This window comes from Ruegeria sp. AO1 (assembly GCF_056535985.1).
In genome coordinates, this window is sequence record NZ_JBQFJC010000001.1 from 1233452 (window position 1) to 1253136 (window position 19685).

The following is a 19685-nucleotide window of genomic DNA, read 5'->3' on the forward strand; positions in this document are numbered from 1 at the left end:
CCGTGAATCTCATCGATCCCCTGTGATTATTTTGGATGAGGCTGCAAGCGTCGCGTTTTTAGCCATGTTTTCTTGCATTTATGGTGCGCACAGAGTTTTTTCTTGTCAAATTTGGAACGTTCCAATACAAGTCTTGGAACGTTCCAATAGCAGGGAAATCAGATGAACTGGGCATTTGTCGGAGCGAGCACTATAGCTTCGCAATATATGTTGGACGCGGTGCGTCAGCAGGCAGGTAACGACGTGACCTGGGTCGTCAGTAATTCGCCTGACCGGGTGCAAACCTGGGCTAAGGAGCACGGTATTCCCAATGCAACCACAGACCTGAACGCGGCGCTGTCTGACGATGGCGTGAAAGCCGTCTACATTTCTTCCACAAATGAGAAGCACCATGGTCAGGCGATGGCTGCCATCGCGGCTGGTAAGCATGTTCTTTGTGAAAAGCCGCTCGGGATGACGCAAGCGGAAGCTGTCGAAATGGTGCGTGCAGCCGACGCGGCTGGCGTGACTTTTGGTACTAACCACCACCTGAGATGCTCTGGCAGTCATCGTGCCATTCGCGACCAGATCGCAGATGGGCGCGTCGGCGAGGTTCTTTCGCTGCGCATCAATCACGCAGTGCATTTGCCCGAAAACTTGCAGGGGTGGCGTATCAATTCGGCCGATGCTGGTGGTGGCGTGATCCCAGACATCGTCGTTCATGACGCGGATGTCACCCGCTTCCTGCTAAATGAAGACCCGGTGTCTGTTGTCGCCCAAATGACCAGCTCTGGGATGGGGCAGGGTGTCGAAGACTCGTGCATGTCCGTCTGGAAGATGCCCTCAGGCGCGATGGTCATGACGCATGAAAGCTTTACGCACCCCTTTGCCGGGTCTGGCCTGCAGGTGCATGGAACCGAGGGTTCGATTTTTGCGGATGGCGTCATGACGCAGCGCCCGGTTGGGGCAATACAGCTGGTGACTGAAGCCGGAAGTGAAGAGATCCCGTTTTCGGACCACTCTCTCTATGTTCAAGGCGTTTCGGAATTTGTCGCCGCAGCGGCGGGACAAGGCCGTCCTGCTGCCGACGGACCTGATGGAGTGAAATCGCTGTCAATCGCGCTGAGCGTTCGTGAGGCCGCAGCGTCGGGTGATCGTATCAACATAGATTATGGCGGTTTTTGATGACCAAGCTTGTTTCCGTTTCCGAGGCCGTTTCTCGTATCCCAGACAATGCGGTTGTCACCGTATCGTCGTCCTCTGCGTTGGGGTGCCCAGACCTCGTGCTGAAGGAACTTGGAGAGCGGTTTCGCACTGAAGGGCATCCGCGCAATATTACAACGCTGCACCCTATCGCTGCCGGGGATATGTATGGCGTGAGGGGAATGGATTATCTGGCGCAGGATGGACTGCTAAGCCGCGTTCTCGCCGGTTCATACCCGTCGGGTCCTTCCAGCCTTGAGATGCCGGAAATCTGGAAAATGATCGTCGAAGATCGAGTGGCCGCATACAACGTACCATCGGGAATTCTGTTCGATATGCACCGCGAAGCCGCAGCGCATCGACCCGGTGTACTGACGCAGGTCGGGCTTGAGACTTTCGTGGATCCTGTTCGAGAAGGATGCGCGATGAACGCGCGTGGTGCGGCGGCTCCAATTGTTAACCGAAAGGAATTCGACGGTCAGACTTGGTTGCACTTCCCAAACATCAATCCGAACGTGTGCGTTTTGCGCGCAACCACGGCGGATGAGTTTGGCAACCTGACCTATGAACATGAAGGTGCCTATCTGGGCGGATTGGAGCAAGCGATTTGCACACGCAACCACGGTGGACTCGTGATCGCACAGGTTCAACGTGTGACTGCCGCGGGTAGCTTGCGCCCCCATGACGTGCGCGTGCCAGGTCACTTGGTCGACCTGATCGTTGAAGACCCAGAGCAGATGCAAACGACAGAGACGCCCTATGACCCTGCGATCTCTGGCCAGATTATGCGCCCTTGGGACAGTTTTTCGCTGGCCGGGCATGGTGTCGAGAAGGTCATCGCGCGCCGCGCCGCCCAAGAACTGCGCAGCGGCATGAGCGCCAACTTGGGCTTTGGCATCAGCGCAATGGTCCCGCGTGTTTTGTTGGAGGAGGGGCATCCTCAGGCGGTGACATGGGCGATTGAGCAGGGGGCCGTTGGCGGCGTCCCATTGACCGGCTTTGCCTTTGGATGCGCATCCAACGCACATGCCTTTGTTCCGTCACCGCAGCAATTTATCTACTTCCAGGGCGGCGGGTTCGACATGTCGTTCCTCTCGTTCCTCGAGGTCGATGTAGAAGGCAATGTGAACGTCTCCAAACTCGGTAAGAAGCCTTATTTGACTGCAGGATGCGGCGGCTTTGTCGATATTACCGCGCGGGCCAAAAAGATCGTGTTCTCGGGCTGGTTTGAAGCCGGCGCCAAGATTGATCTGACGGATGACGGTATCCGAGTGAATGCCCCAGGAAAATTCACTAAGATGGTGGATCAGGTCGAGCATGTCACATTCTCGGGCCGCCGTGCCCGTGAAACCGGTCAGGATGTTCTCTATGTGACTGAGCGGTGCGTCATTCGCCTAACAGATCAGGGACTGGTCGCGACGGAAATCATGCCTGGCATTGAGGCGCAGCGTGATATTATCGAAGCTTCGGGCGGTCGCGTCAAAGTCGCGGAAAACGCGGTTCAGATGCCCAAGTCGCTATTCGCAGTTGGCCCGATGGGGATGACACTGTGAGCAAGCTTCGCATTCACATCGAGGGTGCAACCGCCGTCCTGACTTTGGACAACGAGGCCAAGCTCAATGCGCTAACTGTGGATATGCTGCACGCGCTGGAGGCTGGCCTGAAAGAGGTCGAGCGTGACACGTCAATTCGTGCGCTTGTTCTGACTGGCGCAGGCGAAAAAGCCTTCTGTTGTGGGGCCGATATTGGCGCTTGGGGCGGTCTGAGCCCCGCTGAATTCGCGCGCCATTGGGTCCGTGACGGGCATCGTATCTTTGATCGCTTGGCGCGGATCGGCAGGCCGACAATTGCAGCGATCAACGGTCACGCCTTCGGCGGCGGGCTAGAGCTGGCCAGTTGTTGCGATCTGCGCCTGATGACCCCGCGGTCCACGCTGGCTTTGCCCGAAGCTCGGGTTGGGATCGTGCCCGGTTGGTCCGGGACACAGCGGTTGACCCGTCTGATCCCCGAAGCTGCGGTGAAAGAAATGGCACTCTTCGGGCGCCGTATTGGTGCTGATCGTGCCGTGGCCTTGGGCTATGCGACCGAGCTGGCTAGCGACGTTCTGGCGCGCGCGCTTGAGATCACCGCAGAACTGAGCGACCTTTCGCCTCGCGCCACCGAAATCTCAAAAAACATGATCCATGCAGCGGTCGGTGAAGACACTCATGCCGTGGTCGAAGCCCTTGGTAGTGCAGCAATTGCGGCCTCGGCTGACCGCGAAGAAGGCGTTGCTGCGTTCATGGAAAAACGTAACCCCACATTTTCGGGCCTATGACAATATGAAAGACATCACCATCAATCCTGCTATCCCGTTCGAGCTGCCGCCGGTGTTTGAAGGTCGGCATCTTATCGATGGCAGGTGGCAGGATAGCGCGTCGGGTGAGACGTTCGAACGGCGCTCGCCGTCGCACGGGCATATCGTCAGCCGTTCGGCCTTGGGTGGCGAGGCTGAAGCCGAGGCTGCGATCCAGGCGGCGCGTAAGGCGTTTGACAGCGGTGTTTGGAGCCGGGCATCGGGCAAAGAACGGGCCACCGTATTGCTGAAGGTTGCCGACCTGATTGAGCAGAATGTCGACCGGATCGCGCTGATCGAAACGCTGGAAAGCGGTAAGCCGATTAGTCAATCCAAGGGTGAGGTCGGCGGTGCAGCGGACCTTTGGCGCTATGCGGCCTCATTGGCACGCAGCACGCACGGCGACAGCCATAATACTCTTGGCGCAGATATGATGGGTGTCGTGTTGAAGGAACCCATCGGTGTCGTGTCCATCATTACACCATGGAATTTCCCGTTCTGGATACTCAGTCAGAAACTACCCTTCGCGTTGGCGGCAGGTTGCACCGTTGTTGTGAAGCCGTCTGAGATGACACCGTCGACAACCTTGATGCTGGGCGAATTGTTGATCGAAGCCGGATTGCCCGCCGGTGTATGCAATATCGTTCTGGGTTACGGTGTTCCTGTCGGAAGCGTGATGTCCAGCCACGACGGCGTGGACATGATCAGCTTTACGGGCTCGACGGCTGTGGGCAAGACGATCAGCGCGGTAGCATCGGATACACTTAAGAAAGTTGCGCTTGAGCTTGGGGGCAAGAACCCTCAGGTCATTTTTCCCGACGCCGATCTGAATGCCGCGGCGGATGCGGTTGTGTTCGGTGTCTATTTCAATGTTGGCCAGTGCTGCAATTCAAGCAGTCGCATCATCGTGCATGAGGATATATCTGACGACTTCCGCGAACGTGTCGTCGCCCTGTCGCGCAAAGTCAAATTCGGCGATCCTCTGGACCCGACGACGCAGGTTGGGGCTATCGTAACGTCCGAGCACAACTCAAAAATCGACGCGTATGTCAAACAGGCGCAGGCTTCGGGTGCGACTATTGATCTGGGTGGTGAGCCGCTGGAGGTCGAAGGCCTCGGCGCTCAGTTCTATCAGCCGACGGTGATTTCCGACGTCTCGCCCGACATGCCCATTGCCCGCGATGAAGTATTCGGGCCCGTTCTGTCTGTTTTGACTTTCAAAACACTGGACGAAGCCATCGCGCTCACCAATGATAGCGCTTACGGTCTGTCGGCAGGGGTCTGGAGCGAAAACGTTCACACCTGCCTAGAGTTTGCCCGCCGAGCAGAAGCGGGAACGGTCTGGACCAATACCTGGATGGACGGGTTCCCCGAGGTCGCTTTCGGTGGGGTCAAACAATCCGGGCAGGGGCGGGAAATCGGAAGATATGGGTTCGAGGAATTCTTCGAAGTGAAATCAGTGGTCATGCGCATCGGCAACAGCCGGGCGCCATGGGTTCCGCAAGACTAAGACCGGGCGCCAGATTGGTCCCGAGTGAGAATAACGCATTAAGGGAGGAAACAAGAATGCGTAAATTTATGAAGACAAAATCGCTGTTTGTAGCAGGTCTATTGTGCACGACCAGCCTTGCGCACGCTGAAGACGTGGAAGTTCTGCACTGGTGGACGTCTGGCGGTGAGGCCGCAGCATTGAACGTTCTCAAGGACGATCTGTCCGGACAGGGCATTGGATGGACCGACATGCCTGTAGCCGGTGGCGGTGGTGAGCAGGCCATGACCGTTCTGCGCGCACGCGTCACCGCAGGCAACGCTCCGACAGCCGTTCAGGCGCTGGGCTTTGACATTCTGGACTGGGCCGATCAGGGCGCGCTGGCCGATCTGAACGAAGTGGCAGCCCAGGAAGGTTGGAATGACGTCGTCCCAGATGCGCTGAAAGCCTTCGCCAAGCATGACGGCAAATGGGTCTCGGCCCCTGTAAACGTGCACTCGACCAACTGGGTCTGGGCGAACAAGGCGGTGCTGGACGCTAACGGTATTGCTCAGCCCACCAACTGGGACGAATTCGTCGCAGCAGTTGAGGCGTTGAAAGCTGCTGGCGTCACTCCGATCGCGCATGGTGGTCAGGCATGGCAGGACGCGACCGTGTTCGATGCTATCGCGATGTCGACGCTGGGGCCTGACGGTTACAAAGCGGCCTTCATCGACCTGGACGAGGAAACGCTGGGTGGCGACGCGATGAAAGAGGCGTTCGACCGTATGGCCTTTATCCGCGACAACGTGGATGAGAACTTCTCGGGTCGTGACTGGAACCTGGCGACAGCAATGGTCATAAACGGTGAAGCCGGTTTCCAGATGATGGGTGACTGGGCCAAAGGCGAATTCCTGAATGCGGGCAAAGTGCCGGGTGAGGACTTCCTGTGCTTCCGCTTCCCGGGCACTCAGGATCAGGTCACCTTCAACGCTGACCAATTCATGATGTTTGACCAGGGCGGTACGGTATCGGCCGAGCAAGCCGCGCTGGCCAGCGCGATCCTGTCACCATCGTTCCAGATTGCCTTTAACAAGGTGAAGGGCTCGGTGCCTGCGCGGACAGACGTGGACGGCAGCGATCTGGATGCGTGTGGTCAGCAAGGCATGAAAGACTTGGCTGCTGCGGCTTCGTCAGGCAACCTGTTCGGCTCGATGGCGCACGGACATGCCGCGCCTGCGTCAGTCAAGAACGCCGTCTATGACGTTGTGACCGCTCACTTTAACGGCGAGTACGGCAGCGAAGATGCTGTGACCGAACTGGTTGACGCCGTTTCGATCGCCAAGTGATCCATAAGTGATCCTCCCGATGGGGCGGCAGTCTGGCCGCCCTGTCACCAAGTGGGCGCAAAAGCTCTGATCTAACACGACTCGAACGAGGAGGGCGCGCCATGGCTGCTTCAGCCGACGCGGATTTTAAGACACGCCTTCAGAACTGGATACCCAAGCTGGTCCTTTCGCCGTCGCTGGCGATGATGTTGGTTTTTGTCTACGGGTTCATTCTGTTTTCGGTCTACCTGTCATTCACCGACAGTCGCATCCTGCCGTCCTTTGGATGGGTCGGATGGGAAAACTACGACAAACTGTGGCGGCTGAGCCATTGGGAAACCTCGTTGATCAATATGGGGATTTTCGCGAGCCTCTATATCGTGATCTGCACCTGTATCGGCCTGGGTCTGGCGATCTTCCTTGATCAGAAAATCCGGGGGGAAGGGCTGCTGCGTCCGATTTACCTCTATCCGATGGCTCTGAGCTTCATCGTCACCGGTACAGCCTGGAAGTGGTTCCTTGACCCTGGCATCGGGCTGGAAAACGTCATGCATACATGGGGTTGGACCAGCTTCGAGTTCGACTGGATAAAAAACCGTGATTACGCCATCTACACGGTGGTTCTAGCGGCCGTCTGGCAGACAAGCGGCTTCGTAATGGCAATGTTTCTGGCTGGCCTGCGTGGGATCGACAACGAGATCCTGCGGGCTGCGCAAATGGATGGAGCCTCGAACTGGAACCTCTATCGCCGGATCATTATCCCGCAACTGCGACCAGCCTTCCTGTCGGCCTTTGTGATCCTCAGCCATCTTGCGATCAAGACCTTTGACCTTGTCATCGCCCTGACCGGGGGTGGACCCGGTCGCGCAACCGAACTGCCTGCGACCTTCATGTATTCCTACACCTTCACACGGAACCAGATGGGGATCGGTGCGGCGTCGGCCACGATCATGCTGATGACCATCGCGGCGATCATGATCCCCTATCTCTACGCCGAATTGCGGGAGAAACGCTGATGTCTCAAGCTACTCAGGATACCGCAATTCGAACGGGCCGCGTTACACGCACGCTGATCTATCTGGTGCTGCTTCTGTTCGGTCTGTTCTACCTGCTGCCGCTCTACGTCATGCTGGTGAACTCGGTGAAGCCTTTGGAAGAGATCACCGGCGGCGGCATGATGAACCTGCCGCAGGTGTTCACGATTGAGCCGTGGCTCAAGGCGTGGTCTTCGGCGCAGATCGGTGTCGATCCGACAGGGCTGAAGCCTTACTTTTGGAACTCGATCAAGATGGTGGTTCCGGCGGTGATCGTCTCGACCATTCTTGGGGCGTTGAACGGCTACGTACTGACGAAATGGCGCTTCAAATACGACACCATCCTGTTTGGGCTGATGCTGTTTGCCTGCTTCATCCCGTTCCAGATTGTTCTGATCCCAATGGCGCGGATGTTGGGCATAATCGGGCTGGCTGGCACCACTTGGGGTCTTGCGCTTGTCCACGTTGTCTACGGGATTGGCTTCACCACGCTGTACTTCCGCAACTATTACGCGGTGTTCCCGACCGAGCTGATCCGGGCAGCGCAGATCGATGGTGCCGGGTTCTTCCAGATCTTCTGGCGTATTCTTCTGCCCAGTTCCGGGCCGATCGCCGTGGTTTCGATCATCTGGCAGTTCACCAACATCTGGAATGACTTCCTGTTCGGCGCGTCCTTTGCCGATGCCAACAGCCAGCCAATGACGGTGGCACTGAACAATCTGGTGCAGTCGTCAACCGGTGTGAAGGAATACAACGTTCATTTCGCAGGCGCCATTCTGGCGGCCATGCCAACTCTGCTCGTCTACATCGTGGCCGGTCGATACTTCGTCCGCGGCCTGATGGCGGGTTCGGTGAAAGGATAAGACCTCATGGGTTTTCTAGACATAGACAACGCGACCAAATCCTACGGGGCGGTCGAGGTTCTGCACAAGGTCGATATCTCGGTGCAGGAGGGTGAGTTCCTGGTGCTGGTCGGTCCCTCGGGCTGTGGCAAATCCACTCTGCTGAACATGATCGCGGGGCTGGAGGAGATCACCAGCGGTGAAATCCGCATCAAGGACCAGGTGATGAACGGGGTGCACCCGTCCAACCGCAACATCGCCATGGTGTTCCAAAGCTATGCTTTGTATCCCAATATGACGGTCGGGCAGAACATCACTTTCGGTCTTGAGATGCATGGTGTGCCCAAGCCTGAACGCGACAAAGCGATGCAAGAAGTTGCCAAGCTCTTGCAGATTGAGCAGTTGCTGGATCGCAAGCCCGGTCAGTTGTCCGGCGGTCAACGTCAGCGGGTTGCAATGGGTCGCGCGTTGGTGCGGAACCCGGACGTTTTCCTGTTCGATGAACCGCTCTCGAACCTCGATGCCAAGCTTCGCGTCGACATGCGAACCGAGATCAAGAAGCTACATCAGAACCTCGGCACCACCATCGTCTACGTGACGCATGACCAGATCGAGGCGATGACGCTTTCAAGCCGCATCGCCGTGATGAACGGCGGCTATGTTCAGCAACTGGGCACGCCGCAGGAAATCTATGACACGCCTGCGAATATCTTCGTTGCAACGTTTATGGGCTCGCCCGCGATGAACGTGGTACCGGCCAAGGTTACGGTTTTGAATGGCCGCCCCCATGCAGAGGTCGCCGTTCACGACGGATCTATGGCGCAACTTCCGTTCAGCCAAGACAACTTGGCCGCATGGGATGGGCGCGAGATTTTGTTGGGAATTCGCCCTGAGACTATCACCGATATGGATGGCGCGGATCGAAAGTCGTCGAACGTCGCGCAGATGACCAACCGTATCGTGGTGACGGAGCCCGCTGGATCGGACACCTTCGTCTCGATGCAATTGGGCGGACGAGATGTGATCGCGCGTATGCGTTCGGATGCCGAAGTGGCACCGGGTCAGGATTTCAACTTTGCAGTTAACATGGAAAAGGCCGTGGCTTTTGATCCCGAAAGCGAGATGCGGATCCTCCCATGAATCGGGCTGACGTCATAATCATTGGGTCGGGTATAGGGGGGGCAACGCTGGCTGCCGCGTTGGCTCCGTCCGGTCGTCGCATTCTGATCCTTGAACGAGGAGAGTGGTTGCAGCCCTCATCTCAGGATCGAGACCCAAGGGCGATCTTTGCCAATGGGCACTTCCGCCCCGACGAAACATGGCTGGATGGAGCAGGCGAGCCTTTCAATCCCGGAAACTACTACTGCGTTGGTGGCAATTCCAAGTTCTACGGCGCAGCTTTGATACGTTATCGGAAAGAGGATTTTGAGCCGCGTCAGCATATGGGTGGCTACTCTCACGGCTGGCCCATGCCCTACGAAGTGCTGGAGCCGGATTATACCGCCGCGGAACAGCTTTACGACGCGCATGGGACCACCAAAGAAGATCCCACCGAGCCACCGCACAGTGGGGATTACCCGCACCCACCTGTGCCGGATGAGGTTGATATTGCAGACCTGAGGACGCGGCTAAGCCAAGTAGGCCTGACGCCATCCTCAGTGCCTTTGGGCGTGGAAATTGAGACCTGGCTAGAGGCTGGGCAAACAACTTGGGATGCGTTTCCCAATACATGCGGCGGCAAAATGGATGCCGAAACCTGTGCGCTTACCGAAGCATTGAAGCACGAGAATGTCGAACTTTTAACTAACGCGCGTGTCCGAAAACTGAAGGCTGATGCCTTTGGTCGCGTCACAAGCGTCGAGGTTGATGGCCACGGTGCCCTTAGTGCGCCGGTCATCGTGCTCGCGGCAGGTGCGGTACAGTCCTCAGTCCTGTTGCTGCAGTCCGCGAACGACAATTGTCCAACCGGTCTTGCCAATCGGTCCGATCAGGTCGGGCGTAACTTCATGAACCACAATTGCTCGGCGGTTCTGGCCCTTCATCCTCTGCGTCGAAACAGGGCGGTCTATCAAAAGACATTGATGTTCAACGACTATTACAACAGCGACGGACAGGGTGGCTTGCCTTTGGGTAACATTCAGATGTTGGGAAAGATCACTGGACCGATCCTTGCGTCGCAAACCCATCTTCCGGGTCCACTTGCAGCACTGATCGCCAATCGCAGTTTTGATTTCTATGCCATGTCCGAAGATCTGCCGAACCCAGACAGCCGGGTGACGGTCGAAGGTGACCAGATCAGGCTGGATTGGAAACGCTCGAATTGGGCTGCGCACGAGGCCCTGGTTGCGCGGGTAAAGGCGCATCTGAAGCAGGCCGGGTTTCCCGTGGTACTGTCGCGACCATTTGATCGGCGCACTCCGTCGCATCAATGCGGCACGGCGCGGATGGGCAATGACCCGGCAAGCAGTGTCGTCGACACGTTCTGCCGCAGCCACGACCACAAAAACCTTTTCATCGTTGACGCGTCAGTTCTGCCGACATCAGCGGCGGTGAATCCGGCCCTCACGATAGCCGCACTCGCACTCCGTGCGGGGCGTCATATCATTGAAACGGAGTTCGCCGCATGACCGGAACAGCATTGGTGACCGGAGGACAACAGGGCATTGGACTAGGGGTGGCGCGCGCCTTGATCGCGGCGGGGTATAAGGTCGCAATAGCCTCTCGCTCTGCACCCGACAATCCGGTCGTGAGGGCGGCTTTGGAAGAGCTTGGCCCAAGCGCAATCTATGTGCAGCACGATGTGTCCGACATTGATCACGTTCCGACGATACTGGATCAGATCGAAGCCGATTTGGGCCCGATCACCGCGTTGATAAACAACGCAGGCGTAGGGGCACCGGTGCGTGGTGACATGCTGGATCTGAAGCCCGAGAACTGGGATTTCGTGCAGAATATCAACCTGCGTGGCGCGTTTTTTCTGGCGCAAGAGGTGGCTCGGCGCATGTTGGAGCAGCCGCACGATACCTATCGATCAATCACCTTTGTCACCTCTGTCAGCGCGACAATGGTATCGATCGAACGCGCCGAGTACTGCGTGTCCAAGGCGGCCGCAGCGATGATGGCTCAGTTGTTCGCAGTACGTATGGCCCCCGAAGGCATCGGTGTCTTTGAGCTGCGACCGGGCATCATCGCGACTGAGATGACGGCTGGCGTGCGCGACAAATACACCGACCGTATCGAAGGCGGTCTTGTTCCCGCGGCACGCTGGGGTGCGCCCGAGGACATTGGGTCCGTCGTCGTCCCACTTGTTCAGGGGCAGATGCACTTTGCGAACGGCGCCGCCATCCCGGTGGATGGCGGCTTGTCGATTTCACGTCTGTAAGCCAGGGCGCATAAGAATGTCTGAAGGATATGATTTCATTGTCATTGGGGGCGGCTCGGCAGGCTCGGTGATCGCTGCGCGTCTTTCCGAAGAACCCTCGGCGCGTGTGCTGTTGCTGGAGGCCGGCTCCATCGACCGTCACCCGTTCTTTCACCTACCAGCCGGGTTCGCGAAGATGACCAAGGGTATCGGCAGCTGGGGCTGGTCCACGGTTCCGCAAAAGCACATGCAGAACAAAGTCTTCAACTACACCCAGGCCAAGGTGATCGGCGGAGGGTCTGCGATCAACGCGCAAATCTACACGCGGGGTGCAGCTCAAGACTACGATGACTGGAGACAGATGGGGTGCGAGGGTTGGAGCTATGCCGACGTGCTGCCCTATTTCAAAAAATCCGAAGACAACGACACCTATGATGACGAGTTTCACGGCAAAGGCGGACCGCTTGGCGTGTCCATGCCCGCAGCCCCTTTGCCAATCTGCGATGCCTACATCAAGGCCGCAGGGGAAGTGGGGATTCCCGAAACGCGCGATGTGAATGGGGCAAAACAGGATGGCGCGGGGTACTATCAGCTGACCCAGCGCAATGCGCGACGCTCATCTGCTGCGATGGCGTTTATCGCGCCGAACCGCAGCCGCCCGAACCTGACGGTGCGCACCAACGCACAGGTCCGCCGTGTCATCGTGGACAAGGGCAGGGCGACTGGTGTCGAGATGTTGAACGGGGACAAGATCCTGGCCGCGAAAGAGGTCATTCTGTCCTCAGGTGCCATCGGTTCACCCCGCTTGTTGCAACTGTCGGGTATTGGCCCAGCGGATCATTTGGACGGTCTTGGTATCGACGCGGTCTATCATCAGCCTCAGGTCGGCGCGAACCTGCAAGACCATTTGGATTTGTACTCGATCTGCGAAGTGACCGGCCCGCACACCTATGACCGTTTCGCCAAACTTCACCTTTCAGCCTTCGCAGGTCTGCAATACCTTTTCACGCGCAAGGGACCGGTCGCGTCCAGCCTGTTCGAAACGGGTGGGTTCTGGTACGCAGACCCGGATGCGCGTTCGCCGGATCTTCAAATGCATCTGGGGCTTGGTACCGGCATTGAGGCTGGGGTCGAGGCGATGCCCAACGGCGGGGTTACGCTGAACGCCTGTTTCCTGCGCCCCAGGTCACGCGGAACCGTCCGGTTGCAAAGTTCAGACCCCGCGGTGATGCCGCTTATTGATCCCAACTATCTGGCGGATCCTTACGATCGCGAGATGTCCATTCGGGGGCTGAAACTGGTGCAGAACATCCTCGCACAGGATGCGCTGAAGCCGTACATCCTGGCCGAACGTTTGCCGGGCCCGGACGTGCGGACCGAGCAGGAGTATTTCGATTTTATCTGTGTACACTCCAAAACATCGCACCACTGCGCTGGCACCTGCCGTATGGGCAGCGACGCCGAAGCCGTGCTGGACCCGCGCCTGCGGTTCAATGGGATCGAAGGGCTCCGCGTCGCGGATGCGTCGATTATGCCGACGGTCAATTCATCCAACACCAATGCACCTACAATCATGATCGGGGAAAAAGCGGCCGACATGATCAAACAAGATCAGGGTTTCTAAAAATGATCCGCCACATCGTATTGACCAAATTCCGCGCCGACGTGACCGAAGACATAATCGGAGCCATCTACAAAGGCCTCGAGGACGTGTCCAAGGCCCTTCCCGGAGCCAGCGGGTTCACCGGGGGGCGCAGTGAAAGCCCCGAGCAGATCGAACGCGGATACATGCATGGGTTCGTGATCGATTTCGACGATTGGGCCGCTCTGGAGGCCTATCAGAACAACGAAACGCACAAGGCGCTGGGCGCGCAGCTGGTTGAGAACGCCGTGGGTGGTATCGACGGCATTCTGGTTCTGGATTTGGAGGTTTGAGACAATGAAATTGATTTTGCCAAATCTAGATGGGCAATTGGAACCCTATGCGCTGACTGGAACGCCGCTAGTGCCGCGCGCGCCGCAAGTGCCTCTGACACGTACGGCTTTTGCCGCGGCTCATGTGGTTTCAGACCCTTTGGCAGAACGTAACCCCTGGGATGGACGCCCCACGGTTGATTGGGAAGCGACACTGCGATTTCGTCAGGGGCTCTGGGATCAGGGGCTGGGTCTGGCCGAAGCTATGGATACCGCACAACGGGGTATGGGTGTCGATTGGGAGACCGCGTTGGAGCTGATCCAGCGCACAATGAAGGCGGCGCAAGCGCATCCGTTGTCGCCCCGGGTGGCTTGTGGCGCTGGGACCGATCATCTGCCTCTAAGCGCGTTGAACACAGCAGGTGAAATTCTGTCAGCCTACGAGCACCAGGCCGAGGCTATCGAGGCCGCCGGAGGGCAATTGATCCTCATGGCGTCACGTGCCTTTCCAGCGATCAACGCGGGTCCGGACACATATCACGACGTCTATCGCGCGCTTATCGATGGGGCGGCGAACCCAGTAATCCTGCACTGGCTTGGCGATATGTTCGATCCTGCATTGACGGGCTATTGGGGTATCACGGATATCGACGCGGCCAGCGACTTTGTGTTGTCCCTGATCAACGAAAATCCCGCCAAGGTTGACGGGATAAAAATATCCTTGCTTGATCAGGCACATGAAGAAGCCTTCCGCGCGCGGCTGCCGGACGACGTGCGCCTCTACACAGGTGACGATTTCAACTACGCCGATCTTATTGCCGGGGATGGAACGCATTTTTCGCACGCTCTGCTTGGCATTTTCGCTGCTATCGCCCCCGCCGCCAGCCAGGCGCTTGAGGCGTTGGCAATGGGCGACATGGATCGCTACAACGCGCTGTTCGCACCGACTATTCCCCTCAGCCGAGAGATATTTAAGGCTCCGACGCGGTTCTACAAAGCCGGGATTGCCTATCTGGCATGGCTGAACGGAGCCCAGTCTCATTTCATCATGCCGGGTGGGTTCCAATCCAGCCGAGACATCTGCCACTACGCGCAAGTGTTCAGATTGGCGGATCAGGCCGGTTTACTCTCGGATCCTGAACTGGCTAAAGCACGGATGACCACGCTTCTCAGCTTGCATGGAGTTGAACAATAGCCTGAATGCGAAGACCCACGATCATAGATGTCGCCAACTCTGCGGGCGTTTCCAAGTCGACGGTAAGCCTTGTGTTGCAGGGCAGCCCACAGGTGAAGCCGGACACACGCAAGCTCGTCCATACCGCGATGAAAGAGATCGGGTATGTCTACAACCGATCGGCGGCAAATCTGCGAGCCACGGGAACGGCGCTAATAGGTTTGGTGATCAACGACCTAACCAACCCGTTTTTCACCGAGTTTGCGACTTCGTTGCAAATGGCGCTGGGGTCCCGAGGCTATGCGGTTGTGTTGGCCAACACGAACGAAGACCCCGAACTTCAGGATCAGGTGGTGGGCGCAATGCTCGAGCACGGTGTTTCTGCCTTGATCCTTTCGCCAGCTTATGGCGATGTCACAAACACCCTCTCCGCGGTAGAGCGAGCTGGCATTCCATTGATGCAAGTCTTGCGACAAGTTGAAAGCGAAACGGGCAGGTTTCCCTTTATCGCCCCTGATTACGCAGAGGGTGGACGCACGGCAACGCAGTACCTGATCGAAACAGGCGCGCGAAACATCGCCTTTATCGGTGGTCTGGATGGTGCCGAAGTCACTCAGGAAAGGCTGTCCGGCTATATCAGTGCCATGAAAGACAACCACTTGCAGCCTATTGTGAAAACAGGGGAATCCAGCCGATCATTTGGACATGAAGCGACGGCCCACCTATTCAAGGAGCATCCTGCGTGCGATGCCGCAGTTTGTTTCAATGATCTTGTTGCTTTTGGGATGATCAATGCCTGCCATGAAACTCAGGTTAAAATTGGAACGGAGTTTCAGATTGTCGGTTTCGACGACATCAAGGAAGCATCAGAGTGCTGGCCAGCTTTGTCTACAGTACATTGCGGCGTCTCTGAGTTTGGAGAACAAGTTGCGGACACTGTTTTACTGTGGTTGCAGGATGGTGCCGCGCCTGCGCAACACACGCGGACTTCAACGCGCTTGGTATTGAGGCAAACTACGAAAGACACAGTGTAGCAAAAGGCTATTCCAGCTCTCTTCGAGAGGTCTTGTCAGAAGAACTTTGGTCGAGCGCGGCAAGGTGGTTGCGTAGCATTTGCCATAACCAGACCTGACTTTTTCAAAAACTTCGAATCTAGTCGCGAGATCATCCGCTTCCCGCTCTCGCATCGGAATCTTGAAGATCTGCTGCACAAGCGTGGCATCGACGTGACTCCCGAAACTTTCCACCAATGTGCTTATTGATCCTTGTCAAGAATTGAGCGGGTAAGAAGTGGTACACTCAATGGCAATCTAGGGGAGGGGATTCATGGAAGAGTTGATTGAAATCGGTAGATCCTTCGTCCAGGCCATGCGTGAACGCAGAGGCCTTGGCAGTGTTGATGAAATGTATGCCGAAAACGCGCAGTCGATTGAAGCCGTTGTGCCTCCGGTTCGACAATTTCGCGTTTCAAAGGGTCGCGAAGCTATCAAGGGAAAAAGAGAGGACTGGTTGGCATCGCATGAAATCCAAGAACTAGAAGTGGATGGCCCTTATGTCCACCCACCCAACCGCTTTGGAGTCCGCTTCAGAGCCGAAGTGGTTCAGAAGGCGACGGGTGAGCGTATGACCCTGCGCGAGATCGCAGTGTATTCGGTGGCGGAAGGCAAGATTGTGCTGGAAGAGTTCTTCATGCTGCCGAAGTGAGAAGAGTGACCAACAACATCGACTATTTGTTGGCTTAATCAGTGCGCACGGCTTTCGGGCAAAGTTAAATTCCGGACGGAGGTCGGGAATGCAACACAGAACATTGGCATATTTTGTAGGAGTTGATGCTGACAGCGCGTCGATTTTGGAATGCGCTGAAACTGCCCGTATCCAGAACCACCACTTGAATTGCGTATTGATCGCGGCCTTACCTAACCTGCCTTACTTGAAGTATGGATCAAACAGGTTCGTTGAAGCAGGTCTTCCCTCAAACTGGTTGGACGTTCTTCACGCGAAAAATGCCGCCTTGAAGTCTCGCGCCACTGAAGTTGAAGCGCTTCTTGCTGGGCAGGGCGTATCTGCAAATGTAACTGGCTTCATGGGACTTGGAGCAGAGTTACAGCAACTTGTAGTAGAACAAGCCAAATGCTCTGATATCGCTTATCTAGACGCTGGATTGCGAAGAGACCACGATTTATTTCACAAGATCGCGTGCGGAGTGTTGTTTCATTCACCTGTCGCTCTGATGATCAATGGAGACCCGTTTGCCCAACGCGAGCGCGTTTTTTTGGCATGGAATGACAGCTTGCCTGCGTCCAGGGCGACGCATTTAGCTTTACCCATTCTCGTGGCGGCCAAAGAAGTTGTGATTGGGTGTTTTGATTTGCCGTCGCCTGAGGACGTAGAAGGTAGCGTGCCCGGAACTGACCTAGCTGAATGGCTCAGCCATCACGGTTGCAACGTGACCGTGTCGCAGTTCCAGTGCGGGGGGAATTCAATTGCAGACTGCATTCAAGAACGAGCAAGCGAAGCGCGGGCCGATCTCGTTGTTATGGGCGCTTATGGGCATTCCCATTTGCGCGAGTCAGTTTTTGGGGGCGCGACGCAAGCAATGTTGGAGCAGACAAGTTTACCGGTGCTTTTCGGACACTGATGAATTGAGCCGGCGACTGTAGCTTTCTGAGAGCCATAGCTACTAAAACTCATCGGTAAAAACTTGAGAAACTATTTTTTAAGAGTTTGCTTGAGGTTGAAGCGTGTTTGCCCGACCGTTATCGCCAAGGAACTCTATCACAATTGACGTTAGCTCATCCCAGTCCGTAAACTCTCGTGCTCCTTCTCGTGGATCGATTTTTCGACCGAGCAAGACGACGTGCTTAAGGATCTCCCTCTCAAAATACCCGTAGTTTTCGGGCCTCACCGCGCCTGCGATCAAAGCCGTCGTATTTGGTTTAAAACCTGTTCGCAGAAGCATTTCGTCAAGATAGTCACGGGCTTCTTCTCGACCTGACGCAAAAGCAGCTTTTAAACCGACGGAAAGCACGAGAGACTTTCGCTTCATTAAGGCATCTCTATTTGAAGCGATAAATGCCTCGAATGAATTGGGGTGCCTACGCTCGTGGACAGGGGCTAGGAGAATAACCTTGACCACATCGTCAAGCGAAACGTGGCTGGGTATTTCATCGGTATTGATCAGCTTTGCGTCGAAACCGGCATTCTTCGCAAGATCGCTGATGAAGCGTGCAATCTTCGCTGTCTGGCCTTCGACCGTGGCGAAAGCGATGAGTACGGTCATTCCGATCCTCCCATAAATCGGTCTGAATAGATTGCTTATTATGAATAAGTGTCGTGCATTGCCCTTGATCTCTATCAAAGGCGTTTCTTGAGACCACATTGAGATCGTTGTCGTGCGCTTTGGCTGTTTACGCAGGGCATGTTTTAAGGAAGTTCGCGATGACATCCATCTCCAAGAAAACCTGCCCTTTCGGCCGGCAGCTTTGAAGCTAGCCAATCCCTTGTGGTCTAGCTTGCTACCTTAAGCAAAAGGCCAAGACAGCGACGAAGATTATAAAACTGATGAACCAAACTGCGAGTTTCACTTGTTGGCGCGCGGGCAGGTTTCTGAGCGGTCTAATCATAGTCAAACCTTTCAGACAAAATCCGGTGTGACGCGGTGCCCCGCTCAATTAGATGATCTTCGACGGTGTCCATCATGGCAGGGGGGCCGCAAAGAACAAAAAGCCAGCTTTCAAATTGTTCAGAAGACAAATTGCGGTCCAAGAGGGGACCGTCGATCAAGCCTGTCTCTCCGGACCAGTCCTTTGGCGGTTCAGATAGAACAAATACTGTGTCTTCTTTGGACAACTCCTGACGAAAAACAATCTGCTCCTCCACCCGGTTGCCATAGATAAGCTTGAGATCGTGCCGTGTTCCACTCAGTCGAACTTGACGCATAATGCTCAACATGGGCGCGATCCCTACACCACCTGCGATCAGAACAATACCTGTCTCAGTGCGGTGGCTGATCGACAGATTCCCGTGCGGGGCATCCAGATAGGCCGTGGTTCGCGGAGCGATCTGTCCGAGGCCGCATGTGAAATCCCCAAGCTCCTTTATCACGAATGAAACCTCAGGGCCTTCTGCTGGTGCCGAACTAATCGAGAATGGGTTCTCATGCAGAGAAAAGGCACTGTGGCCGACGTTTAGCCAGGCAAACTGCCCTGCTTCGAAGTTTAGTCCGTTGTGACCATGGGGCATGAGGTGCAACTCCCATTGCTTCTGTGATAGTCGAGACACAGATGAGACGTGCCACGACCTTTTCCTCTGACGTAAAGGGCGAACGAGATAGACATACAGCAAAGTTCCAACCGCAATACTGGTCAGGGCAAGCCAGAGATACATCAACAGCGGATGCCCACCGTAGCGCCCAGCATAGACCGTGTGATGCAACAGCAGGCATGCAATCACCAAGGCTCCCAGCCCGTGTAAGAGGCGCCATGTTTCGTATTTGTAATCAAGGGATTTGCGGGCAATTGCCGAGGCGACCAGAATGAACAGCAAAAAATATGCGCCGATGCCCGATACCAGCACAGAAAAGTCGGTCGAAATCGTAAGTTGGTTTGTTTCATCCCACGGGCGGCGCCCGCCAGAAGGCGTACCCTGATACAGCAGCGGGTGTATCAGCGCAAAGCCGAGTGCTGTACGCGCCATCAACTGATGTACCCGCATGGTTACATCCATACCTAGGCCGGAAGAGATGAACCTGAACCGCCCAGACAGCAGGAACTCGACTAAGATTATTGAAAAAGCAAGCATCCCAAGCCCGGACGCGAGCTCTTGATGAAATGATCGTGGTGGCCATCCCAGAGACCAAGAAAAACCAAAGGGAGCCAAGATCAGCAAAACGTAAATCAGCGCCAGATAAGGCCATTTCATACAGTTTTGCTCCATTGTGCTAAAGCTGGGCAGCTCGGGCTCATTCAAAATAGACGCTAAGCTGACCTGGGATTCCGATCAAGACTACTGCGATTGGTGTTAACTCTGGCGCGACGAGGCAAGTTTA

The 19685-nt window shown here is 56.1% G+C and carries 18 protein-coding genes; 16 read left to right on the forward strand and 2 right to left on the reverse strand.

What is annotated here, in order from left to right:
* The first annotated feature begins 162 nt into the window (after positions 1-162).
* The 16 genes from ACR3FB_RS06075 to ACR3FB_RS06150 all read left to right on the forward strand — a co-directional run bounded on the left by ACR3FB_RS06075 (position 163) and on the right by ACR3FB_RS06150 (position 17276).
* Complete coding sequence (locus tag ACR3FB_RS06075; RefSeq protein ID WP_480565056.1) at positions 163-1164, forward strand: Gfo/Idh/MocA family protein; 1002 nt, start codon at positions 163-165, stop codon at positions 1162-1164.
* Positions 1164-2735 carry an acyl CoA:acetate/3-ketoacid CoA transferase gene (locus ACR3FB_RS06080; protein ID WP_480565058.1) on the forward strand — a complete coding sequence of 524 codons (1572 nt, stop codon included), beginning with the start codon at positions 1164-1166 and terminating at the stop codon, positions 2733-2735. The genes ACR3FB_RS06075 and ACR3FB_RS06080 overlap by 1 nt, the downstream gene beginning before the upstream one ends.
* Positions 2732-3499 (forward strand): enoyl-CoA hydratase/isomerase family protein, encoded by a 768-nt coding sequence (locus ACR3FB_RS06085; RefSeq protein WP_480565061.1) that lies wholly within the window; start codon positions 2732-2734, stop codon positions 3497-3499. The genes ACR3FB_RS06080 and ACR3FB_RS06085 overlap by 4 nt, the downstream gene beginning before the upstream one ends.
* A 4-nt stretch (positions 3500-3503) precedes the next feature.
* Positions 3504-5027, forward strand: coding sequence for an aldehyde dehydrogenase family protein (locus ACR3FB_RS06090; protein WP_480565064.1), 1524 nt, complete (start codon positions 3504-3506; stop codon positions 5025-5027).
* 68 nt (positions 5028-5095) lie between these two features.
* Entirely contained in the window at positions 5096-6334 is a 1239-nt protein-coding gene (locus ACR3FB_RS06095; RefSeq protein ID WP_480565938.1) for an ABC transporter substrate-binding protein, read from the forward strand.
* A gap of 101 nt (positions 6335-6435) precedes the next feature.
* Positions 6436-7329, forward strand: coding sequence for a carbohydrate ABC transporter permease (locus ACR3FB_RS06100; protein ID WP_170376146.1), 894 nt, complete (start codon positions 6436-6438; stop codon positions 7327-7329).
* Entirely contained in the window at positions 7329-8210 is an 882-nt protein-coding gene (locus ACR3FB_RS06105; protein WP_068340098.1) for a carbohydrate ABC transporter permease, read from the forward strand. The genes ACR3FB_RS06100 and ACR3FB_RS06105 overlap by 1 nt, the downstream gene beginning before the upstream one ends.
* Positions 8211-8216: 6 nt before the next feature.
* Complete coding sequence (locus tag ACR3FB_RS06110; protein ID WP_425083414.1) at positions 8217-9329, forward strand: ABC transporter ATP-binding protein; 1113 nt, start codon at positions 8217-8219, stop codon at positions 9327-9329.
* Complete coding sequence (locus tag ACR3FB_RS06115; RefSeq protein ID WP_480565067.1) at positions 9326-10816, forward strand: GMC oxidoreductase; 1491 nt, start codon at positions 9326-9328, stop codon at positions 10814-10816. The genes ACR3FB_RS06110 and ACR3FB_RS06115 overlap by 4 nt, the downstream gene beginning before the upstream one ends.
* Positions 10813-11571 carry a 3-ketoacyl-ACP reductase gene (locus ACR3FB_RS06120; RefSeq protein ID WP_480565070.1) on the forward strand — a complete coding sequence of 253 codons (759 nt, stop codon included), beginning with the start codon at positions 10813-10815 and terminating at the stop codon, positions 11569-11571. The genes ACR3FB_RS06115 and ACR3FB_RS06120 overlap by 4 nt, the downstream gene beginning before the upstream one ends.
* Before the next feature lie 16 nt (positions 11572-11587).
* The gene (locus ACR3FB_RS06125) at positions 11588-13174 is read left to right on the forward strand and encodes a GMC family oxidoreductase (protein WP_480565073.1); all 1587 of its coding nucleotides are present in this window, start codon (positions 11588-11590) and stop codon (positions 13172-13174) included.
* Between the two features lie 2 nt (positions 13175-13176).
* Entirely contained in the window at positions 13177-13485 is a 309-nt protein-coding gene (locus ACR3FB_RS06130; protein WP_480565076.1) for a Dabb family protein, read from the forward strand.
* Positions 13486-13489: 4 nt separating this feature from the next.
* Positions 13490-14659: a dihydrodipicolinate synthase family protein gene (locus ACR3FB_RS06135; RefSeq protein WP_480565079.1), complete on the forward strand. Its 1170-nt coding sequence runs from the start codon at positions 13490-13492 to the stop codon at positions 14657-14659.
* Positions 14660-14664: 5 nt separating this feature from the next.
* Positions 14665-15672: a LacI family DNA-binding transcriptional regulator gene (locus tag ACR3FB_RS06140; protein WP_480565082.1), complete on the forward strand. Its 1008-nt coding sequence runs from the start codon at positions 14665-14667 to the stop codon at positions 15670-15672.
* Between the two features lie 292 nt (positions 15673-15964).
* On the forward strand, positions 15965-16342 hold the full coding sequence (locus tag ACR3FB_RS06145; RefSeq protein ID WP_170376164.1) for a SnoaL-like domain-containing protein: 378 nt from the start codon (positions 15965-15967) through the stop codon (positions 16340-16342).
* An 88-nt stretch (positions 16343-16430) separates the two neighbouring features.
* Positions 16431-17276, forward strand: coding sequence for a universal stress protein (locus ACR3FB_RS06150; protein WP_480565085.1), 846 nt, complete (start codon positions 16431-16433; stop codon positions 17274-17276).
* A 78-nt stretch (positions 17277-17354) separates the two neighbouring features.
* Here the strand turns inward: ACR3FB_RS06150 and ACR3FB_RS06155 are convergent, their stop codons facing one another.
* Positions 17355-17918 (reverse strand): flavodoxin domain-containing protein, encoded by a 564-nt coding sequence (locus tag ACR3FB_RS06155; RefSeq protein WP_480565087.1) that lies wholly within the window; start codon positions 17916-17918, stop codon positions 17355-17357.
* Between the two features lie 335 nt (positions 17919-18253).
* On the reverse strand, positions 18254-19558 hold the full coding sequence (locus ACR3FB_RS06160) for a ferredoxin reductase family protein (RefSeq protein ID WP_480565090.1): 1305 nt from the start codon (positions 19556-19558) through the stop codon (positions 18254-18256).
* Positions 19559-19685 lie beyond the last annotated feature (127 nt).

Bases quoted from the DNA above. Each gene is read 5' to 3' on its own strand.
- ACR3FB_RS06135 (WP_480565079.1), top strand. From the start codon at position 13,490: ATGAAATTGATTTTGCCAAATCTAGATGGGCAATTGGAACCCTATGCG.
- ACR3FB_RS06155 (WP_480565087.1), bottom strand. From the start codon at position 17,918: ATGACCGTACTCATCGCTTTCGCCACGGTCGAAGGCCAGACAGCGAAG.
- ACR3FB_RS06080 (WP_480565058.1), top strand. From the start codon at position 1,164: ATGACCAAGCTTGTTTCCGTTTCCGAGGCCGTTTCTCGTATCCCAGAC.
- ACR3FB_RS06150 (WP_480565085.1), top strand. From the start codon at position 16,431: ATGCAACACAGAACATTGGCATATTTTGTAGGAGTTGATGCTGACAGC.
- ACR3FB_RS06100 (WP_170376146.1), top strand. From the start codon at position 6,436: ATGGCTGCTTCAGCCGACGCGGATTTTAAGACACGCCTTCAGAACTGG.
- ACR3FB_RS06140 (WP_480565082.1), top strand. From the start codon at position 14,665: ATGCGAAGACCCACGATCATAGATGTCGCCAACTCTGCGGGCGTTTCC.
- ACR3FB_RS06130 (WP_480565076.1), top strand. From the start codon at position 13,177: ATGATCCGCCACATCGTATTGACCAAATTCCGCGCCGACGTGACCGAA.
- ACR3FB_RS06120 (WP_480565070.1), top strand. From the start codon at position 10,813: ATGACCGGAACAGCATTGGTGACCGGAGGACAACAGGGCATTGGACTA.
- ACR3FB_RS06075 (WP_480565056.1), top strand. From the start codon at position 163: ATGAACTGGGCATTTGTCGGAGCGAGCACTATAGCTTCGCAATATATG.
- ACR3FB_RS06145 (WP_170376164.1), top strand. From the start codon at position 15,965: ATGGAAGAGTTGATTGAAATCGGTAGATCCTTCGTCCAGGCCATGCGT.
- ACR3FB_RS06115 (WP_480565067.1), top strand. From the start codon at position 9,326: ATGAATCGGGCTGACGTCATAATCATTGGGTCGGGTATAGGGGGGGCA.
- ACR3FB_RS06090 (WP_480565064.1), top strand. From the start codon at position 3,504: ATGAAAGACATCACCATCAATCCTGCTATCCCGTTCGAGCTGCCGCCG.
- ACR3FB_RS06110 (WP_425083414.1), top strand. From the start codon at position 8,217: ATGGGTTTTCTAGACATAGACAACGCGACCAAATCCTACGGGGCGGTC.
- ACR3FB_RS06095 (WP_480565938.1), top strand. From the start codon at position 5,096: ATGAAGACAAAATCGCTGTTTGTAGCAGGTCTATTGTGCACGACCAGC.
- ACR3FB_RS06105 (WP_068340098.1), top strand. From the start codon at position 7,329: ATGTCTCAAGCTACTCAGGATACCGCAATTCGAACGGGCCGCGTTACA.
- ACR3FB_RS06160 (WP_480565090.1), bottom strand. From the start codon at position 19,558: ATGAAATGGCCTTATCTGGCGCTGATTTACGTTTTGCTGATCTTGGCT.
- ACR3FB_RS06125 (WP_480565073.1), top strand. From the start codon at position 11,588: ATGTCTGAAGGATATGATTTCATTGTCATTGGGGGCGGCTCGGCAGGC.